Annotated in this window: 17 protein-coding genes; 12 read left to right on the top strand and 5 right to left on the bottom strand. The window is 73.9% G+C overall.

Annotated elements, in window-relative coordinates; all coding sequences use genetic code 11:
• Positions 1-14: 14 nt before the first annotated feature.
• Positions 15-1,445 carry an NAD(P)/FAD-dependent oxidoreductase gene (locus ABZ898_RS06535; protein ID WP_361653461.1) on the bottom strand — a complete coding sequence of 477 codons (1,431 nt, stop codon included), beginning with the start codon at positions 1,443-1,445 and terminating at the stop codon, positions 15-17.
• Positions 1,446-1,630: 185 nt separating this feature from the next.
• On the opposite strand from ABZ898_RS06535, the gene trxA reads away from it, so the two are divergent.
• Positions 1,631-2,020: a thioredoxin gene (trxA, locus tag ABZ898_RS06530; RefSeq protein ID WP_361653459.1), complete on the top strand. Its 390-nt coding sequence runs from the start codon at positions 1,631-1,633 to the stop codon at positions 2,018-2,020.
• A gap of 1 nt (position 2,021) precedes the next feature.
• Here the strand turns inward: trxA and ABZ898_RS06525 are convergent, their stop codons facing one another.
• Positions 2,022-3,020: a LacI family DNA-binding transcriptional regulator gene (locus tag ABZ898_RS06525; protein ID WP_361653457.1), complete on the bottom strand. Its 999-nt coding sequence runs from the start codon at positions 3,018-3,020 to the stop codon at positions 2,022-2,024.
• Between the two features lie 164 nt (positions 3,021-3,184).
• Here ABZ898_RS06525 and ABZ898_RS06520 point away from each other — a divergent pair, with 164 nt between their 5' ends.
• Positions 3,185-3,847: a TetR/AcrR family transcriptional regulator gene (locus ABZ898_RS06520; protein ID WP_361653455.1), complete on the top strand. Its 663-nt coding sequence runs from the start codon at positions 3,185-3,187 to the stop codon at positions 3,845-3,847.
• A 17-nt stretch (positions 3,848-3,864) separates the two neighbouring features.
• Entirely contained in the window at positions 3,865-5,037 is a 1,173-nt protein-coding gene (locus ABZ898_RS06515) for an NAD(P)/FAD-dependent oxidoreductase (protein ID WP_361653453.1), read from the top strand.
• A 201-nt stretch (positions 5,038-5,238) separates the two neighbouring features.
• Here ABZ898_RS06515 and ABZ898_RS06510 read toward each other — a convergent pair whose 3' ends face one another.
• Complete coding sequence (locus ABZ898_RS06510) at positions 5,239-5,931, bottom strand: helix-turn-helix domain-containing protein (RefSeq protein ID WP_361653452.1); 693 nt, start codon at positions 5,929-5,931, stop codon at positions 5,239-5,241.
• A gap of 102 nt (positions 5,932-6,033) precedes the next feature.
• Between ABZ898_RS06510 and ABZ898_RS06505 the strand changes: the two genes are divergently transcribed.
• Positions 6,034-6,597, top strand: a complete 564-nt coding sequence (locus ABZ898_RS06505) for an NADPH-dependent FMN reductase (RefSeq protein WP_361653450.1) — start codon at positions 6,034-6,036, stop codon at positions 6,595-6,597.
• A 66-nt stretch (positions 6,598-6,663) separates the two neighbouring features.
• Here ABZ898_RS06505 and ABZ898_RS06500 read toward each other — a convergent pair whose 3' ends face one another.
• A complete protein-coding gene (locus tag ABZ898_RS06500) occupies positions 6,664-7,632 on the bottom strand; it encodes an SDR family NAD(P)-dependent oxidoreductase (RefSeq protein WP_361653448.1) in 969 nt (322 codons plus the stop codon).
• An 83-nt stretch (positions 7,633-7,715) separates the two neighbouring features.
• Between ABZ898_RS06500 and ABZ898_RS06495 the strand changes: the two genes are divergently transcribed.
• The 7 genes from ABZ898_RS06495 to ABZ898_RS06465 all read left to right on the top strand — a co-directional run bounded on the left by ABZ898_RS06495 (position 7,716) and on the right by ABZ898_RS06465 (position 14,385).
• Positions 7,716-8,738 carry an alpha/beta hydrolase gene (locus ABZ898_RS06495; RefSeq protein WP_361653446.1) on the top strand — a complete coding sequence of 341 codons (1,023 nt, stop codon included), beginning with the start codon at positions 7,716-7,718 and terminating at the stop codon, positions 8,736-8,738.
• A gap of 10 nt (positions 8,739-8,748) precedes the next feature.
• A complete protein-coding gene (locus ABZ898_RS06490) occupies positions 8,749-9,195 on the top strand; it encodes a type II toxin-antitoxin system PemK/MazF family toxin (protein ID WP_361653444.1) in 447 nt (148 codons plus the stop codon).
• A gap of 407 nt (positions 9,196-9,602) precedes the next feature.
• Positions 9,603-10,940, top strand: a complete 1,338-nt coding sequence (gene egtA / locus ABZ898_RS06485; protein ID WP_361653442.1) for an ergothioneine biosynthesis glutamate--cysteine ligase EgtA — start codon at positions 9,603-9,605, stop codon at positions 10,938-10,940.
• On the top strand, positions 10,937-12,268 hold the full coding sequence (gene egtB, locus ABZ898_RS06480; RefSeq protein ID WP_361653440.1) for an ergothioneine biosynthesis protein EgtB: 1,332 nt from the start codon (positions 10,937-10,939) through the stop codon (positions 12,266-12,268). Before egtA ends, egtB begins: the two co-directional genes overlap by 4 nt.
• A complete protein-coding gene (egtC, locus tag ABZ898_RS06475) occupies positions 12,268-13,047 on the top strand; it encodes an ergothioneine biosynthesis protein EgtC (RefSeq protein ID WP_361653438.1) in 780 nt (259 codons plus the stop codon). Before egtB ends, egtC begins: the two co-directional genes overlap by 1 nt.
• A complete protein-coding gene (egtD, locus tag ABZ898_RS06470; protein ID WP_361653436.1) occupies positions 13,044-14,003 on the top strand; it encodes an L-histidine N(alpha)-methyltransferase in 960 nt (319 codons plus the stop codon). Before egtC ends, egtD begins: the two co-directional genes overlap by 4 nt.
• Before the next feature lie 169 nt (positions 14,004-14,172).
• A complete protein-coding gene (locus ABZ898_RS06465) occupies positions 14,173-14,385 on the top strand; it encodes a dodecin (RefSeq protein ID WP_361653434.1) in 213 nt (70 codons plus the stop codon).
• A gap of 24 nt (positions 14,386-14,409) precedes the next feature.
• Here the strand turns inward: ABZ898_RS06465 and ABZ898_RS06460 are convergent, their stop codons facing one another.
• Complete coding sequence (locus ABZ898_RS06460) at positions 14,410-14,901, bottom strand: hypothetical protein (protein WP_361653432.1); 492 nt, start codon at positions 14,899-14,901, stop codon at positions 14,410-14,412.
• Positions 14,902-15,010: 109 nt separating this feature from the next.
• On the opposite strand from ABZ898_RS06460, the gene ABZ898_RS06455 reads away from it, so the two are divergent.
• Positions 15,011-15,205, top strand: a complete 195-nt coding sequence (locus tag ABZ898_RS06455; protein ID WP_361653430.1) for an antitoxin — start codon at positions 15,011-15,013, stop codon at positions 15,203-15,205.
• Positions 15,206-15,287: the final 82 nt, after the last annotated feature.

Genomic DNA, 15,287 nt, shown 5'->3' with positions numbered 1-15,287 from the left:
TCGGAGGAGGGGGCTCAGTTGTCCCGGTATGCCTCCAGCAGCCGCAGCCACACCTCGCTGAGCGTCGGGAAGGGCGGCACCACGTGCCACAGCCGGTCCAGCGGCACCTGCCCGGCGACGGCGACGGTCGCCGACTGGACGAGTTCGCCGACGCCCGGCCCGACGAAGGTGACCCCGCGCAGGATCTCCTCGTCCAGGTCGACCACCATGCGGGCCCGTCCCTTGTAGCCGTCGCCGTACAGGCTCGCCCCCGCGACCGATCCGAAGTCGACGTCGACCGCGCGGACCCGGTGCCCGGCCTGTTCGGCCTCCGCGAGGGACATCCCCACGGCGGCGGCCTCGGGGTCGGTGAAGACGACCTGGGGTACGGCGAAGTGGTCGGCGGTGGCCGCGTGGGCACCCCAGGGGCTCTCGTCGAGCGGGGCGCCCTCGGCGCGGGCGGCGATGGCGGCGCCCGCGATCCGGGCCTGGTACTTCCCCTGGTGGGTGAGGAGCGCCCGGTGGTTGACGTCGCCGACCGAGTAGAGCCAGTCCGTGCCGGGGACGCGGAGGCTGTCGTCCGCCTCCAGCCAGGAGCCGGGCTCCAGGCCGACGCTGTCGAGGCCGATGTCGTCGGTCTGCGGGACCCGTCCGGTGGCGAAGAGGATCTCGTCGGCCTCGATGCGCTCGCCGGTGCCGGTGACGGCCACGACCGTGCCGTTCTCGCGGATGACGGACTCGACGGAGGCACCGGTGCGCACGTCCACGCCCGCCTCGGTGAGCGCCTGCGCGACCAACTCCCCGGCGAACGGCTCCATCCGGCTGAGCAGGCCCTTGCCCCGGACCAGCAGGGTGACCCGCGAGCCCAGCGCCTGCCAGGCGGTGGCCATCTCGGTGGCGACGACCCCGCCGCCGACGACGATCAGCCGGGCGGGCGCCTTCTTCGCGCTCGTCGCCTCACGGCTGGTCCACGGCCGCACCGCGGCGAGTCCGGGCAGGTCGGGGAGGAGGGCGCGGGTCCCGGTGGCGACGACGACCGCCCGGCGGGCGGTGAGCGTGGTGACCGTGCCGTCCTCGGCGGTGACCGTGACCGTGCGGGGTCCGGCCAGGCGGCCGTGGCCCCGGTAGAGGGTGACTCCGGCGCCGTCCAGCCACGCCGCCTGGCCGTCGTCCTTCCAGTGCGAGGCGAAGTCGTCGCGGCGGGCGAGCACCGCCCCGGCGTCGAGCGGCCCCTGGGCGGCGGGGGCGAGGCCGGGCAGCCTGCGGGCGTCGGCCTGGGCGATGACCGGCCTGAGCAGTGCCTTGCTGGGCATGCACGCCCAGTACGAGCACTCACCGCCCACCAGTTCGCTCTCCACGATCGCCGTGCTGAGCCCGGCGGCGCGGGTCCGGTCGGCGGCGTTCTCCCCCACGGGCCCGGCCCCGAGCACCACGACGTCGTACGCGATGGTTTCCGTTTCCGTCATGCGGCCAGTGTGGTGGGTGGGAGCCGCGGCGGCCACACGCGTGGGCGGTGGCGGGAGTGCCGAAAGGAGGTGTTGCGGGGAAGCTGGTAGGAAATGTACGGGGGCGGGACGGCTCGGAATAGGCGCCGGGGCGGACATGTTTCCGCCGGTGGCACAACCTCCACACCAGGAAGAGGGACCACACCATGAGCAGCACCGTGGAGCTGACCAAGGAGAACTTCGACCAGACGGTGGCGGACAACGGGTTCGTCCTCATCGACTTCTGGGCCGACTGGTGCGGACCGTGCAAGCAGTTCGCGCCGGTGTACGAGAAGGCGGCCGAGGCCAACCCCGACCTGGTGTTCGCCAAGGTCGACACCGAGGCCCAGCCGGAGCTGGCGCAGGCGTTCGGCATCCAGTCGATCCCGACGCTGATGATCGTCCGCGATCAGGTGGCCGTCTTCGCCCAGCCGGGCGCGCTTCCCGAGCCCGCGCTCACGGACCTCATCGACCAGGCCCGCAAGCTGGACATGGACGAGGTGCGCAAGGACATCGCGGCCCAGGAGGGGCAGGGGCAGCAGCAGCCGGGCGAATGACTCAGCTCGACGCCCGGTGGACGACGGTGGCGTCCAGGACGGTGCGGACCTCGGGTTCGGCCGCGGGGTGGCGTACGGCGTGGTCGACGAAGGCGGCCAGCTCGCGGCCGGAGGGCAGGTCGATGCGGACGGTGCTGAGCCGGGGGCGCAGCAGCCGGCCGAGCATGAGGTCGTCGGCGCCGATCACGGCCACGTCCTCCGGCACGCGCAGCCCGGCCTCCTGGAGGGCGCGCATCAGCAGCATCGCGTACTCGTCGTTGTAGGCGAACACGGCATCGAGGTTCAACTCGTCCCAGCGGGCGGCCAGTTCATCGGCCGCCCGTTCCGTGTACGCGAGGGGCAGACCGGTCACGGCGGCGCCGGTGCCGGCGAGGGCGCGGCGGACTCCCGCCAGGCGGGGGCGGGCGAAGGCTTCGAGTCCGGGTTCCTCGGGGAGGACCACGCCGATCCGGTCGCGGCCGCGTGCGTGCAGGTGGGCGGCGGCGCGTCGGCCGACGACCGTGTGGTCCATCAGCAGGGCGTGCGCGCCCTCGACGCACGTGGGGCCGAGGGTGACCACGGCGCGGGCTCCGGCCCGCTTGAGGACGGCGACGCCGTGCGGGCCCAGTCCGGAGCCGGGGGCCAGTACGGCGACGGGGCGTAACTCGGCCCAGGCGCGGGCGGCTTCGTCGCTCTGGCCGACGGCGCCGTGCTGCACGACGGTGTAGTCGAGCCGGCCCAGCGCGGCCTGGAGCTCGCCGAGGAAACGGGTGTGCAGGGGGCCCGCCGGGACGGCCGGGGACGGCATCAGGACCGTGCGGCTGTGCCCGGCGCGCAGGGCGCGGGCCGCGGCGTGGGGCACGTACCCGAGTTCGCGGGCGGCGTCGTGGACGCGGCGGCGGGTGGGCTCGCTGATGCGCACGGCGTCGGTGTCGTTGAGGACGTAGGACACGGTCGCGCGCGAGACCCCGGCCAGGCGGGCGACATCGGCGCTCGTGGGCGTGTTCGGTATCTGCACCATGACAGGCGGCATCCTGGCAGAGGCTGCCGCGGCGGCTTCGGGCGGGGCGAGGTCGTACAGGACTGGACGAATGCGACCCTCCTGACCTGGGGATTCGCATGACTACGGGCGAACATGTTCGCCACGAACTTGTTCGGAGCGAACATGTTCGTTACGGTCCTGCCATGACACCACCCCCCGGCTCCCGCCGTGAGCGACCCGCGAAACCCGCACTCACCCGCGAGGGCATCGTGGCCGCCGCGGTGGCGGTCCTGCGCGCCGAGGGACTGCGCAAGGTCACCATGCGGCGGCTCGCGCGGGAACTCGACACCGGCCCCGCCTCGCTCTACGTCTACGTCCGCAACACCGACGAGCTGCACGCCGCCGTGCTGGACGAACTGCTCGGCACGCTCCCGCCCGTCCCCGCCGGGGGCACCTGGCGCCAACGCCTGGAGCACGTGCTCACGTCCTGCACGGCGATGCTGCTGGCGCACCCCGAACTGGCGCGCTCCGCGCTGACCGCGCGGCCGAGCGGGCCGCACTACCTGAACCTCATCGAGACGCTGCTCGGCCTGCTCGCCGAGGGCGGGGTACCGCGCGACCGCGCGGCCTGGGGCGTGGACCTGCTGCTCCAGCACGCCACCGCGACCGCGGCCGAGCACGCGGGTGAGGAGCGGGCGGAGGACTGGCAGAACCTGACGGACACCCTGCGCGGGGTGTCCGGGCGGACCCACCCGCACATCGCGGACAGCGCGGGCGTACTGCTCTCGGGGACGCCGGAGAACCGGCTCTCGTGGGCCTTCCAGACCTTGATCAACGGCATCGAGCGGACCGCCGTACCCGAATGAGCCACCAGGAGACCGCCATGACCGGACCCACCCCCACCCCGCTCCCCCACCACCCGACAGCCGTCATAGGCGCCGGACTCGGCGGGCTCACGCTCGCCCGGGTGCTGCACGCGCACGGCGTGGAGGCGGCGGTGTTCGACCTCGACGCCTCGCCCGCCGCGCGCACCCAGGGCGGCATGCTGGACATCCACGACGACACCGGGCAGGAGGCGCTGCGCGCCGCCGGACTGCACGAGGCGTTCCTCGCGCGGGTCCACACCGGCGGCCAGGCGACGCGTGTCCTCGACCGGGACGCGCGCGTGCACTGGTCGCACGCGGACGACGGTACGGGCGGGCGCCCGGAGATCGACCGGGGCGAACTGCGCGCGCTGCTCCTGGAATCGCTGCCCGAGGGCATGATCCGCTGGGGTGCCAGGGTGACCGGCGCGCGGGCGCTGGACGGCGGCCGGCACGAGGTGACGCTCGCCGACGGCACCGCCTTCACCACGGACCTGCTCATCGGCGCGGACGGCGCCTGGTCGCGGGTCAGGCCGCTGCTGTCGGACGCGGTCCCCGCGTACACCGGGATGTCCTTCGTCGAGGCCGACCTGCGCTCCGCCGACACCCGGCACCCGGTGAGCGCCGAAGTGGTGGGCGGCGGCATGCTGTTCGCGCTCGGCGCCGGGCGCGGCCTCCTCGCCCACCGGGAGCCGGACGGCAGCCTGCACGTGTACGCGGCCGTCGAGTCCCCAAAGGAGTGGCTCGACGGCATCGACTTCACGGACAGGGAGGCGGCCGGGCGGGCCGTCCTGAAGGAGTTCGACGGCTGGGCGGAGAGCCTCCGCGCCCTGGTCGCCGACGCCGACGCCCCTCTGGTGCCGCGCCGCATCCACGCCCTCCCGGCCGGCCATAGCTGGCCCCGCACACCGGGCGTCACGCTTGTGGGCGACGCGGCCCATCTGATGTCGCCCTTCGCCGGCGAGGGGGCCAACCTGGCCCTGATCGACGGCGCCGACCTGGCCCGCGCCCTGCTCGCCCACCCCGGTGACACCGAGGCCGCGCTCGCCGCCTACGAGGAGCGGATGTTCCCCCGCGCCGAGGGCTCGGCCCGCGACTCGGCCGCGATGGGCGGGACGCTGTTCCGGCCGGACGCTCCGGAGCGGCTGGCGGAGATGTTCGCGGGACACCGGCCGTGGGCCCAGCAGGCGTGACCCGGAAGACGCGGCCGGCCCGGGCCGGTGAGTCAGCTCCGACGGCGCCGGAGGCCGAGGAACAGCACCCCGCCGAGGAGCGCGGCCGGTGCCGACAGCGGAGACGTGGTCACCGGCGGGTGAGGACGACGGTCGCCGCGGTGTTGTCGCGCGTGTCCCCGTCCGCCTTCAGCTGCACGAGCTGGGACTTCGACCTGCGCGTCACCGACCGGGCCGCGCGGCCCGCTCCGCGCCAGTCACCCGGTCGACCAGGTCGCACCAGCCCGCCTCCACGCGTGTCATCGGCATGCCGAGCTGGCGGGTCAGGTGGTGGACGAGGGCGGGGTCCAGGTAGGCCAGCAGGACCGGGGCGAGCAGCTCGCAGTCATCGTTAGGCAGCAACTGCCTTAGCAGAACCAGGAGATGGGCGCGCATGGCCTGGTTGGAGGGGTGCAGATGGCGCCGGGTGGGCTCGGGCAGCGCGGCGAGCTGGAGGTCGAGCTGGTCGGCGCACAGGTGGAGCACGGCGACACCGAAGGCGTGCAGCCGCTCGCGCGGGGGCGCGCCGGGGCCCAGCGGGGGCGGGCCGCAGAGGAAGTCGGCCTGGAGGCGGCGGGAGGAGTGGTCCAGCAGGGCGGTGAGGAGTCCGGTGCGGTCGCCGAAGCGGCGGAAGACGGTGCCCTTGCCGACCTGGGCCGCCGTGGCCACGGCCTCCATGGTCACCCCGGCCACCCCGTGCTCGGCGATCAGCCGGGCCGCGGCCTCCAGCAGCCGGGCCCGGTTACGGGCGGCGTCGGCGCGCAGGCACGGCTCGTCGGGGCCGGTGCCGACCTCCAGCAGCTGGGGCGTGTCGACGGGCTCCTGAGGCTGCGGGCAGGGCGGCAGAGCGCTGGACATGAACACAGCGTAAGGCATCGGGAACAAAACTGGACCCCGGTCCGGTTAGGGTGGTAGAAAATTAAACGGACCCCGGTCCGGATCGTTTCCAGCGTGTTTCACCACCCCTTGGAGTACCTCATGTCCGTTCGCATCCTCGCGCTCGTCGGCAGCCTCCGCGCCGGTTCGCACAACCGCCAGCTCGCCGAGGCGGCCGCCAAGCTCGCCCCCGCGGGCGCCGAGGTCGTGATCTACGAAGGTCTGGCCGACGTTCCGTTCTACAACGAGGACATCGACGTCGAGGGCCAGGTCCCGGCCGCCGCCGCCGAGCTGCGTGCCGCCGCCCAGGGCGCCGACGCGTTCCTCGTGTTCTCCCCCGAGTACAACGGCACGATGCCGGCCGTGCTGAAGAACGCCATCGACTGGCTGTCCCGCCCCTACGGCGCCGGCGCCTTCGGCGGCAAGCCGACCGCCGTCATCGGCACCGCGTTCGGCCAGTACGGCGGCGTGTGGGCACAGGACGACACCCGCAAGGCCGTCGGCATCGCGGGCGGCAAGGTGATCGAGGACATCAAGCTCTCCATCCCCGGCTCCATGACCCGCTTCGCCGAGACCCACCCGGCCGACGACACCGAGGTGGCCGCCCAGCTCACCGAGGTCGTCACCCGCCTGCACGGCACCATCGGCGACGTCGTCGCCGCCTGATCCGCCGCGCCCTGAAGGGGGCCGGAGGTCCAGTGGACCTCCGGCCCCCTTCCGCGCGTGCGGGGACTACTTCGCGAACGCGTCCACGCCCGTCAGCCCGGCCGACAGCGTCCACAGGCGGGCCGCCTGCGCGGGGTCGGTCGCCCAGTCCTTGACCCCGGCCCAGGTGCCGTCCGCGGGCGCGGGCTCGGCCACGTCGCAGTCCTCCAGGTACAGGCCGCCCAGGCCGTCGAGCTGGGGCGAGGTGGCGGCCCAGACCTGGGTGGCCGCGCCCTGCTCCGGGGTCTTGAAGCCCGCCGGGTTCAGCGGGTTGCCCTGCTCGTCGATCCAGCCGCGCTCGACCATCTCCTCCTTGGGCAGGTGCCGCTGGAGCGGGGTCATGATGCCGCCGGGGTGGAGCGAGAAGGCCCGCACTCCGGAGTCCCGGCCCAGCGTGTCGAGGTGGAGGGCGAACAGCGCGTTGGCCGTCTTGGCCTGGCCGTACGCCTTCCACTTGTCGTAGCCCTCGTTCCACTGGACGTCGTCCCAGCGGATGGGCGAGAGGTGGTGGCCGCGCGAGGACACCGAGACGACACGGGCGCCGCCGTCGGAGGCGAGCGCCGGCCAGAGCCGGTTGACCAGGGCGAAGTGGCCGAGGTGGTTGGTGGCGAACTGCGTCTCCCAGCCGGGCCCGACACGGGTCTCCGGGCAGGCCATGATCCCGGCGTTGTCGATGAGGAGGTCGATCGTGCGGCCCGACGCCAGGAACCGCTCGGCGAAGCCGCGCACGCTGTCCAGGTCGCCGAGGTCCAGCTCGTCCACCTCGACGCCGTCGATCCCGGCCAGCGCTTCCCGCGCCGCGTCGGGGCGCCTGGCCGGGACGACGACATGGGCGCCGGCCTTGGCCAGCGCGCGGGTGGTCTCCAGCCCGAGACCCGAGTAGCCGCCGGTGACGATCGCCAGCCTGCCCGTGAGGTCGATGCCCCGCAGGACCTCGTCGGCGGTGCTCTCGGCGCCGAAACCCGAACCGATCTTGTGCTGTGCAGGAGTGCTCATGTCCAGCACGCTATGGATTGGAGCGCACTCGAAGTCAAGTGCAGGGCGTGATTCCCCCGCCGGGCGGGGGAAGGGAGACCATCATGACCATGGAACCGCCCCCGTTCGACCCGGAACTCGCCGCCGCCCTGGAACCCTTCCAGGACGTGATGGAGCCGGGCCTGACCCCGGACGGCATCGAGGCGGCCCGCGAGGACGCGGCCATGGAGGTCTTCGGCTCGCTGGACCTCACCATGGACGGCGCCTACGAGGTGGAGGACCGCGAGGTACCGGGGCCCCCGGGCGCGCCGGACGTGTCCCTGTACGTCTGCCGCCCAGCCTCCGCCCCGTCCGGTGCCGCGCTGCCGGTGATCTACTACGTGCACGGCGGCGGCATGATCCTCGGTACCAACCGCGCCGGTGTCGACACGGCGCTCGCGCTCGCGCTGGACCTGGGCGGCGCGGTGGTCGTCTCCGTGGAGTACCGGCTCGCCCCCGAGCACCCCCATCCGGCCCCGGTGGAGGACGTGTACGCCGGGCTGCTGTGGACGGCGGACCACGCCGGGGAGCTGGGCGGCGACCCTGACCGGATCGTCCTCGCGGGCGCCAGCGCGGGCGGCGGCCTCGCGGCAGCGCTCGCCCTGATGCTGCGGGACCGCCGGGGGCCGTCGGTGATCGGCCAGCTGCTCATGTACCCGATGCTGGACGACCGCAACGACACCCCCTCCAGTCATCAGATGGCGGGCGTCGGCGTCTGGGACCGCACCGCCAACGAGACCGGCTGGAACGCGCTGCTGGGCGAGCGCCGGGGCACCCCGGACGTCTCCCCCTACGCCGCTCCGGCCCGCGCGGGCGACCTGTCCGGGCTGCCCCCGGCCTTCCTCGACGTGGGTTCGGCGGAGACGTTCCGGGACGAGGTGGTGGAGTACGCGTCCCGGATCTGGCGGTGCGGCGGGGTGGCCGAACTCCACGTCTGGCCGGGCGGTTTCCACGGCTTCGACGCCTTCGTACCCCGGGCCGCCCTGTCGAAAGCGGCCCGCGCGGCCCAACTGGGCTGGCTGAGACGGCTGCTGAAGGACGGGGCGGATCAAACCCCGAGGTCGGACGGCGCGTTGCCCGGCCATTAGGGTGCACCGCGTGAGCACGAACAGCGAAGAGAGCATCCCCGGCCGCTTCGGCCCCCACGCGACCACCGAGGCCGACCCGCGCGAGGTCGGCCAGGTGCGTACCGAGTACACCCCCGAGCGCGACGGGGACCCCGATCCGGGCGAGATCGTCTGGACCTGGGTGCCCTTCGAGGAGAACGACGGCCGGGGCAAGGACCGCCCGGTGCTGGTCGTCGCCAGGGAGGCGGCCGGCACCTTCCTCGCCGTCCAGCTGTCCAGCAAGCGGCACGACGGCGACCGGGAGTGGGTGGCGATAGGCCAGGGCCCCTGGGACCGCACCGGCCGCGACTCCTGGGTGTCGGTGGACCGGGTGCTGCGGCTGCACGACGACGGGATGCGCCGGGAGGCCTGCGCGCTGGACCGGATGCGGTTCAACCTGGTCCGGCAGCGGCTCTACGAGCGCTACGGCTGGACCTGAGCGCTACGGCTGGACCTGACCGGACAAGGCCCGCCCCGTCCGAGGGGCGGGCCTTTCGCGTACCTGCCGGGGAACGCCCGTGATCACCCGGTCGGCGCAGCGCCGCCCGCGCCGCGCGGAGCCGTCCGCGTGCCCCCTGAGCTGCCGCGACACCCGTCGGCCTGCCCTCTTCCCGCCGTGCCCGCACGCGCCCGAGGGGTGATGCTGGTGGGGTGCCGCGACGGCGCCCGGAACCGGTCGGCCGGTTCCGGGGGAAACGCGCGAGGAGACGCAGATGAACGAGCCCGGACGTCCCGATGGGCGCTCTTGTGCGATGCGGTGCGAGGGGCTTTGGTGGAACGCGTCTCTGCCCGGCGCACCCCAGGCCGGGCTCCGTCGGCACGCTGGAGTCCCAGGAGAGTCCCGACATGTCTGACGCCCAGAGCGGTGACTGTACGGAGCACCACTGCACCAGGCACGACTGCACCCGGCACCGCGCCGCGGTCACCGAGGCCGAGGTGGACGCCCTGGTCCGGGGCATCTGCTTCAAGACCGGCCCGCCCCGCACCCTCGGGGTGGAGGTGGAGTGGCTGGTCCGTGACCCGGAGCGGCAGTGGCTCCCCGTGACGTCCGAACGGCTCGAAGCGGCCTACGCGGCCGTGCGCACCCTGCCCCTGGACTCGCCGCTCACGGTCGAGCCCGGCGGCCAGCTCGAACTCAGCTCCCTGCCCGCCGCCTCGCTGACGGAGTGCGTCACCTCCGTCTCCGCCGACCTCGCCGCCGTCCGCGGGGTCCTCGCCGGGCACGGCCTGGCCCTCGTCGGAGTGGGCCACGATCCCTGGCAGGAGCCTCGCCGCTTCCTCCGCGAACCCCGCTACGACGCCATGGAGGCGTGCCTGGACCGCACCGGCCGGGCCGGGCGGCACATGATGTGCGCGTCGGCGTCGGTGCAGGTCTGCGTGGACGCCGGGTACGAGGAGCCGGGCCCGCTCGGGTACGAGCGGCGCTGGTGGCTGGCGCACCAGCTGGGCGCCGTCCTGGTGGCGGCGTTCGCGAACTCCCCGCTGACCGGGCGGCGGCCCACCGGCTGGCGCTCCACCCGGCAGCTGCACTGGATGGAGATCGGCCCCGGCCGGGCCGGCGCACCCCCGACGGACGGCGAACCGCGGTCCGACTGGGCCCGGCACGTGCTGGACTCCCCCGTGATGTGCGTCCGCCGCGACGAGGGCCCCTGGGACGTTCCCGAGGCGCTGACCTTCCGCGAGTGGACCCGCGCGCGGACCCCGCGCCCGCCCAGCCGGGCGGACCTCGACTACCACCTGACCACGCTCTTCCCGCCGGTCAGGCCGCGCGGCCATCTGGAGCTGCGGATGATCGACGCGCAGCCGGGTGACGACGGCTGGATCGTGCCGCTCGCGGTGACGGCGGCCCTGTTCGACGACCCGGAGGCCGCCGAGGCGGCGCACCGGGCGGTGAAGCCGCTGACGGAACGCGCGCTGGACCGGCCCGCCCCGCACAACCCGCTCTGGTCGGACGCGGCCCGGCTCGGGCTCGCCGATCCGGGGCTGCGGGAGGCCGCCGTCGCCTGCTTCACGGCGGCGCTGGCGGCGCTGCCCCGGCTCGGTGCCACGCCCGAGGTGTCGGACGCGGTTGCGGGGTACCTGGACCGTTACGTCCTGCGGGGCCGCTGCCCGGCCGACGACCTGCTGGCCGGCGCCGGCGCCACGGACCCCCGCGTCCACGCGAGGAAGGACATCCGCACATGACCGCCCAGGAGAGCGGGACGGCGGCCGGCACCGAGACGCTGCGCGAGCGGCTGCTCGCCTCGCTGGTCACCGCGCGCACCCGCACCACGCTGCTGACGAGCTGCGTCGAGGACCCTGACCTCACCGCACAGCACTCCCCGCTGATGTCACCCCTGGTGTGGGACCTGGCGCACATCGCCAACCAGGAGGAGCTGTGGCTGCTGCGGAACGTCGGCGGCCGGGAGCCGATGCGGCCCGAGATCGACGGGCTGTACGACGCCTTCGAGCATCCGCGCTCCGCCCGCCCCTCGCTGCCGCTGCTGCCGCCCGACGAGGCGCGTGGTTACGCGGACGAGGTGCGCGGCCGGGCGCTGGACCTCCTCGAAGGCGCCCGGTTCGAGGGCGGCGCCCGGCTGACCGAGGCCGGGTTCGCCTTCGGGATGATCGCGCAGCACGAACAGCAGCACGACGAGACGATGCTGATCACCCATCAGCTGCGCACCGGCCCGGCGGCGCTCACCGCGCCCGCCCATGAACCGGCCCCGCCGCACACCGGGCCGGCCGAGATCCTGGTGCCGGGCGGCCCGTTCACCATGGGCACGTCGACCGAGCCGTGGGCGCTGGACAACGAACGCCCGGCGCACGTACGGGAGGTGGCGCCGTTCTGGATCGACACGGTGCCGGTGTCGAACGCGGCCTACCAGGCGTTCATCGCGGACGGCGGCTACGACACCGAGCGCTGGTGGATCCCGGAGGGCTGGGCCCATGTGCGCGGCAACTCCCTGAAGGCCCCGCTGTACTGGCACCGCGAGGGGGACCAGTGGCTGCGCCGCCGGTTCGGGGTGACAGAGGTGGTGCCGCCCGAGGAACCGGTGCTGCACGTGTGCTGGTACGAGGCCGACGCCTACGCCCGCTGGGCCGGGCGCAGGCTGCCGGCCGAGGCGGAGTGGGAGAAGGCGGCCCGGCACGATCCGGCGACCGGCCGCTCCACCCGCTATCCGTGGGGCGACGCCGATCCGGGCCCGGAGCACGCGAACCTGGGCCAGCGGCACCTGTCCCCGGCCCCCGTGGGCAGCTACCCGGCCGGTGGATCACCGCTCGGCGTACGGCAGTTGATCGGCGACGTGTGGGAGTGGACGTCGAGCGACCTCGCGCCGTACCCCGGGTTCGCCGCGTTCCCGTACCGGGAGTACTCGGAGGTGTTCTTCGGGCCGGAGTACAAGGTGCTGCGCGGCGGTTCGTTCGCCGTGGACGCGGTGGCCTGCCGGGGTACGTTCCGCAACTGGGACTATCCCGTGCGGCGGCAGATCTTCTCCGGGTTCCGCACCGCCCGCTCGGAGTCCGCCTGATGTGCCGCCACCTGGCCTGGCTGGGCCCCGAACAGCCCCTGGGGCGCGTGCTGCTGGACCCGCCGCACAGCCTGTACCGGCAGTCGTGGGCCCCCCGGCGGCAGCGTAACGGCACGGTGAACGCCGACGGTTTCGGCGTCGGCTGGTACGCGGACGGCGATCCGGTGCCGGCGCGCTACCGGCGCGCGGGGCCGGTCTGGGCGGACCAGTCGCTGCTGGACCTGGCCCGCGTGGTGCGCTCGCGCGCGGTGCTCGCCGCCGTGCGGGACGCCACCCTCACGGGCGCGGACGCGGAGGCCGCGGCCGCCCCGTTCGCCGCCGGGCGGTGGCTGTTCAGCCACAACGGGGCGGTGGCCGGCTGGCCCGACTCGGCCGCCCCGCTGGTCTCGCTGCTGCCCCCGGTCGACGTGCTCTCGCTCCAGGCCCGTACCGACTCGGCGTTCGTCTGGGCCCTGGCCCTGCACCGGCTGCGGTCGGGCGAGGCGCCGGAGAAGGCTCTTGCCGAAACGGTACGCCTGCTGGCCGAGGCCGCTCCCGCCTCCCGTCTCAACCTCCTGCTGACCGACGGCGCCACCGTCACCGCGACGACCTGGGGCGACAGCCTCTGGTACCGCGCGGAGCCGGGGCGCTCCGTGGTCGTCGCCTCCGAGCCGTACGACGACGACCCGCTGTGGCGGGAGGTCCCCGACCGCACCGTGGTCACCGCGAGCCGTGCCGAGGTGCGGCTCGACCCCGTCGAGGACCTCGCGTCCGTACCACCGAAGGAGCCCTGCACGTGAGCCTGCACGTCACCCGCACCCTCCCCGAGGACGCCACGGACGCCGCGCTGCGCGCGGACGTCCTGGACGGCCTCTGCGCCGACCCGAAGACCCTGCCGCCCAAGTGGTTCTACGACGCGCGCGGCAGCGAACTGTTCGAGCTGATCACGGAGCTGCCGGAGTACTACCCGACCCGCGCCGAGCGGGAGATCCTGGAGAACCGCTCCGGTGAGATCGCCGCCGCCAGCGGCGCCCGCACCCTGATCGAGCTGGGTTCGGGCTCCTCGCGCAAGACCCGGCACCTCATCGACGCGCTGACCTCGCTGGAGGCGTACGTCCCCGTCGACGTCAGTGAGAGCGCGCTGGTGCGGGCCGGGCAGGCCCTCACCGAGGAGCGGCCGGGGCTGGCGGTGCACGCGCTGATCGCCGACTTCACCGCGCCGATGACGCTGCCCGCGACGCCCGGCCCGAAGCTGGTCGCCTTCCTCGGCGGCACGATCGGCAACCTGCTGCCCGGCGAGCGGGCGGAGTTCCTGACCACCGTGCGCTCCCTGCTCGCGCCGGGTGACGGGCTGCTGCTCGGCACGGACCTGGTGAAGGACGAGTCGGTACTGGTCCGGGCGTACGACGACGCGTCCGGGGTGACGGCGGCGTTCAACAAGAACGTGCTCAGCGTGATCGACCGCGAGCTGGGCGCCGACTTCGACCCGGACGCCTTCGACCATGTGGCGCGCTGGAACCCCGAGCGGGAGTGGATCGAGATGCGGCTGCGGTCGCGCACCGCGCAGACGGTGAAGGTGCCCGCGCTGAGCCTGGTCGTGGACTTCGCGGCCGGCGAGGAGCTGCGCACCGAGGTGTCGGCGAAGTTCCGTCGGCCGGGCGTCGCCGCGGAACTGGAGCGGTCGGGGCTGGAGTTGACCCACTGGTGGACCGACTCCGAGGACCGCTTCGCGCTCTCGCTCAGCGTCGCGCGCTGAGGCACCCGGGCGGGCCGGTCCGGTCCGCCCGCCCGGCCCCCGCCCGGCGGACGACGTCTCGCGCGCCGGGCGGGGATGCGGCACGGTGGATTACGGCGCGACAAACCGGCCGGATCGGGGCGGACCGGGCGCCGCCACCCAGCCGCACGGCGAAGAGGAGCACCCTCCCATGTCGAACCACACCTACCGGGTCACCGAGATCGTCGGCACCTCCAACGACGGTGTCGACCAGGCCATCCGCAACGCCATCGGCCGCGCCGACCAGACCCTGCGCAATCTGGACTGGTTCGAGGTCACGCAGGTCAGGGGGCAGATCGAGAACGGGCGGATCGAGAAGTACCAGGTGTGCATGAAGGTGGGGTTCCGCCTGGAGGACGCCTGACCGGCCCTGACCGGCGGCGCCGGATCAGGTCCGGCCCTCCCGCTCCTGGGCGTCCTCCAGCGCGGCCGAGGACTGGGCCCAGCGGGCCCGTACGACGGCGAACCCGGCGCTTTCGGCCGCGTCGCAGACCAGCTCGTCGTCGTCCACGACGACCAGCACCTCGCGGCGGCGGGCGAGGCGGCGCAGGGTCTCCAGCTTGGTGGCCCGGGCGGGCCTGCGGTCCCGTTCCGGCCTCATGTGCAGCTCGCCGTCGGGCAGTTGGTGGCGGGCGAGCCAGTCGAGCGTGTCCTGCCGGCACCGCTCGGGCCGGCCGGTCAGGTACACGATGTCGCAGGTGCGGGCGGCGGTACGGGCCATCGCCACACCCTCCGCCAGCGGCGGGTCGAAGGGGGCGGCGGCGAAGAAGCCGTCCCAGTCGCGCGGAGCGCGCTGAAGGAAGTGCTGCCGGTGCGCGGTCCCGGCGAGGGTGTTGTCGACGTCGAAGACGGTCACCGGACGCTCGCTGCTGTCTGCCACGGGCCCACTCTAGGGCGCCCGTCCGAGGCGGTCGTCCGTTCGAGATGCGAAGCCGGGCCGGGACGGTGACCCTGGGAAGGGAAGCCTCAAAGCGACGAGGAGGGCTGCCATGTCCTTTATGGACAAGATCAAGGGAATGCTCAAGGGCCACGAAGACATGGCCGACAAGGGCATCGACAGGGGTGGCGACTACCTCGACCAGCGGACCGGAAACAAGCACCAGTCCCAGGTCGACACCGCGCAGGAGAAGCTGCGGGACCAGTTCGGCTCCCAGCAGCACCGGGACAACCCGCCGCACACCTGATCACCGCGGTGTCACAGCAGACGGGGCCGGGGATGAGCACCACTCCCGGCCCCGCCCGTCCGCCCGCTCGGCGAACGTCCGC

Origin of the sequence: Streptomyces sp. NPDC046860, assembly GCF_040645115.1 — a bacterium.
Classification (GTDB): domain Bacteria; phylum Actinomycetota; class Actinomycetes; order Streptomycetales; family Streptomycetaceae; genus Streptomyces.
This window is presented reverse-complemented; position numbering and strand designations above follow the sequence as displayed.

Excerpts from the sequence above, each read along its gene's own strand:
- ABZ898_RS06535 (WP_361653461.1), bottom strand. The coding sequence starts at position 1,445 with ATGACGGAAACGGAAACCATCGCGTACGACGTCGTGGTGCTCGGGGCC.
- trxA (WP_361653459.1), top strand. The coding sequence starts at position 1,631 with ATGAGCAGCACCGTGGAGCTGACCAAGGAGAACTTCGACCAGACGGTG.
- ABZ898_RS06525 (WP_361653457.1), bottom strand. The coding sequence starts at position 3,020 with ATGGTGCAGATACCGAACACGCCCACGAGCGCCGATGTCGCCCGCCTG.
- ABZ898_RS06520 (WP_361653455.1), top strand. The coding sequence starts at position 3,185 with ATGACACCACCCCCCGGCTCCCGCCGTGAGCGACCCGCGAAACCCGCA.
- ABZ898_RS06515 (WP_361653453.1), top strand. The coding sequence starts at position 3,865 with ATGACCGGACCCACCCCCACCCCGCTCCCCCACCACCCGACAGCCGTC.
- ABZ898_RS06510 (WP_361653452.1), bottom strand. The coding sequence starts at position 5,931 with ATGCCTTACGCTGTGTTCATGTCCAGCGCTCTGCCGCCCTGCCCGCAG.
- ABZ898_RS06505 (WP_361653450.1), top strand. The coding sequence starts at position 6,034 with ATGTCCGTTCGCATCCTCGCGCTCGTCGGCAGCCTCCGCGCCGGTTCG.
- ABZ898_RS06500 (WP_361653448.1), bottom strand. The coding sequence starts at position 7,632 with ATGAGCACTCCTGCACAGCACAAGATCGGTTCGGGTTTCGGCGCCGAG.
- ABZ898_RS06495 (WP_361653446.1), top strand. The coding sequence starts at position 7,716 with ATGACCATGGAACCGCCCCCGTTCGACCCGGAACTCGCCGCCGCCCTG.
- egtA (WP_361653442.1), top strand. The coding sequence starts at position 9,603 with ATGTCTGACGCCCAGAGCGGTGACTGTACGGAGCACCACTGCACCAGG.
- egtB (WP_361653440.1), top strand. The coding sequence starts at position 10,937 with ATGACCGCCCAGGAGAGCGGGACGGCGGCCGGCACCGAGACGCTGCGC.
- egtC (WP_361653438.1), top strand. The coding sequence starts at position 12,268 with ATGTGCCGCCACCTGGCCTGGCTGGGCCCCGAACAGCCCCTGGGGCGC.
- ABZ898_RS06465 (WP_361653434.1), top strand. The coding sequence starts at position 14,173 with ATGTCGAACCACACCTACCGGGTCACCGAGATCGTCGGCACCTCCAAC.
- ABZ898_RS06455 (WP_361653430.1), top strand. The coding sequence starts at position 15,011 with ATGTCCTTTATGGACAAGATCAAGGGAATGCTCAAGGGCCACGAAGAC.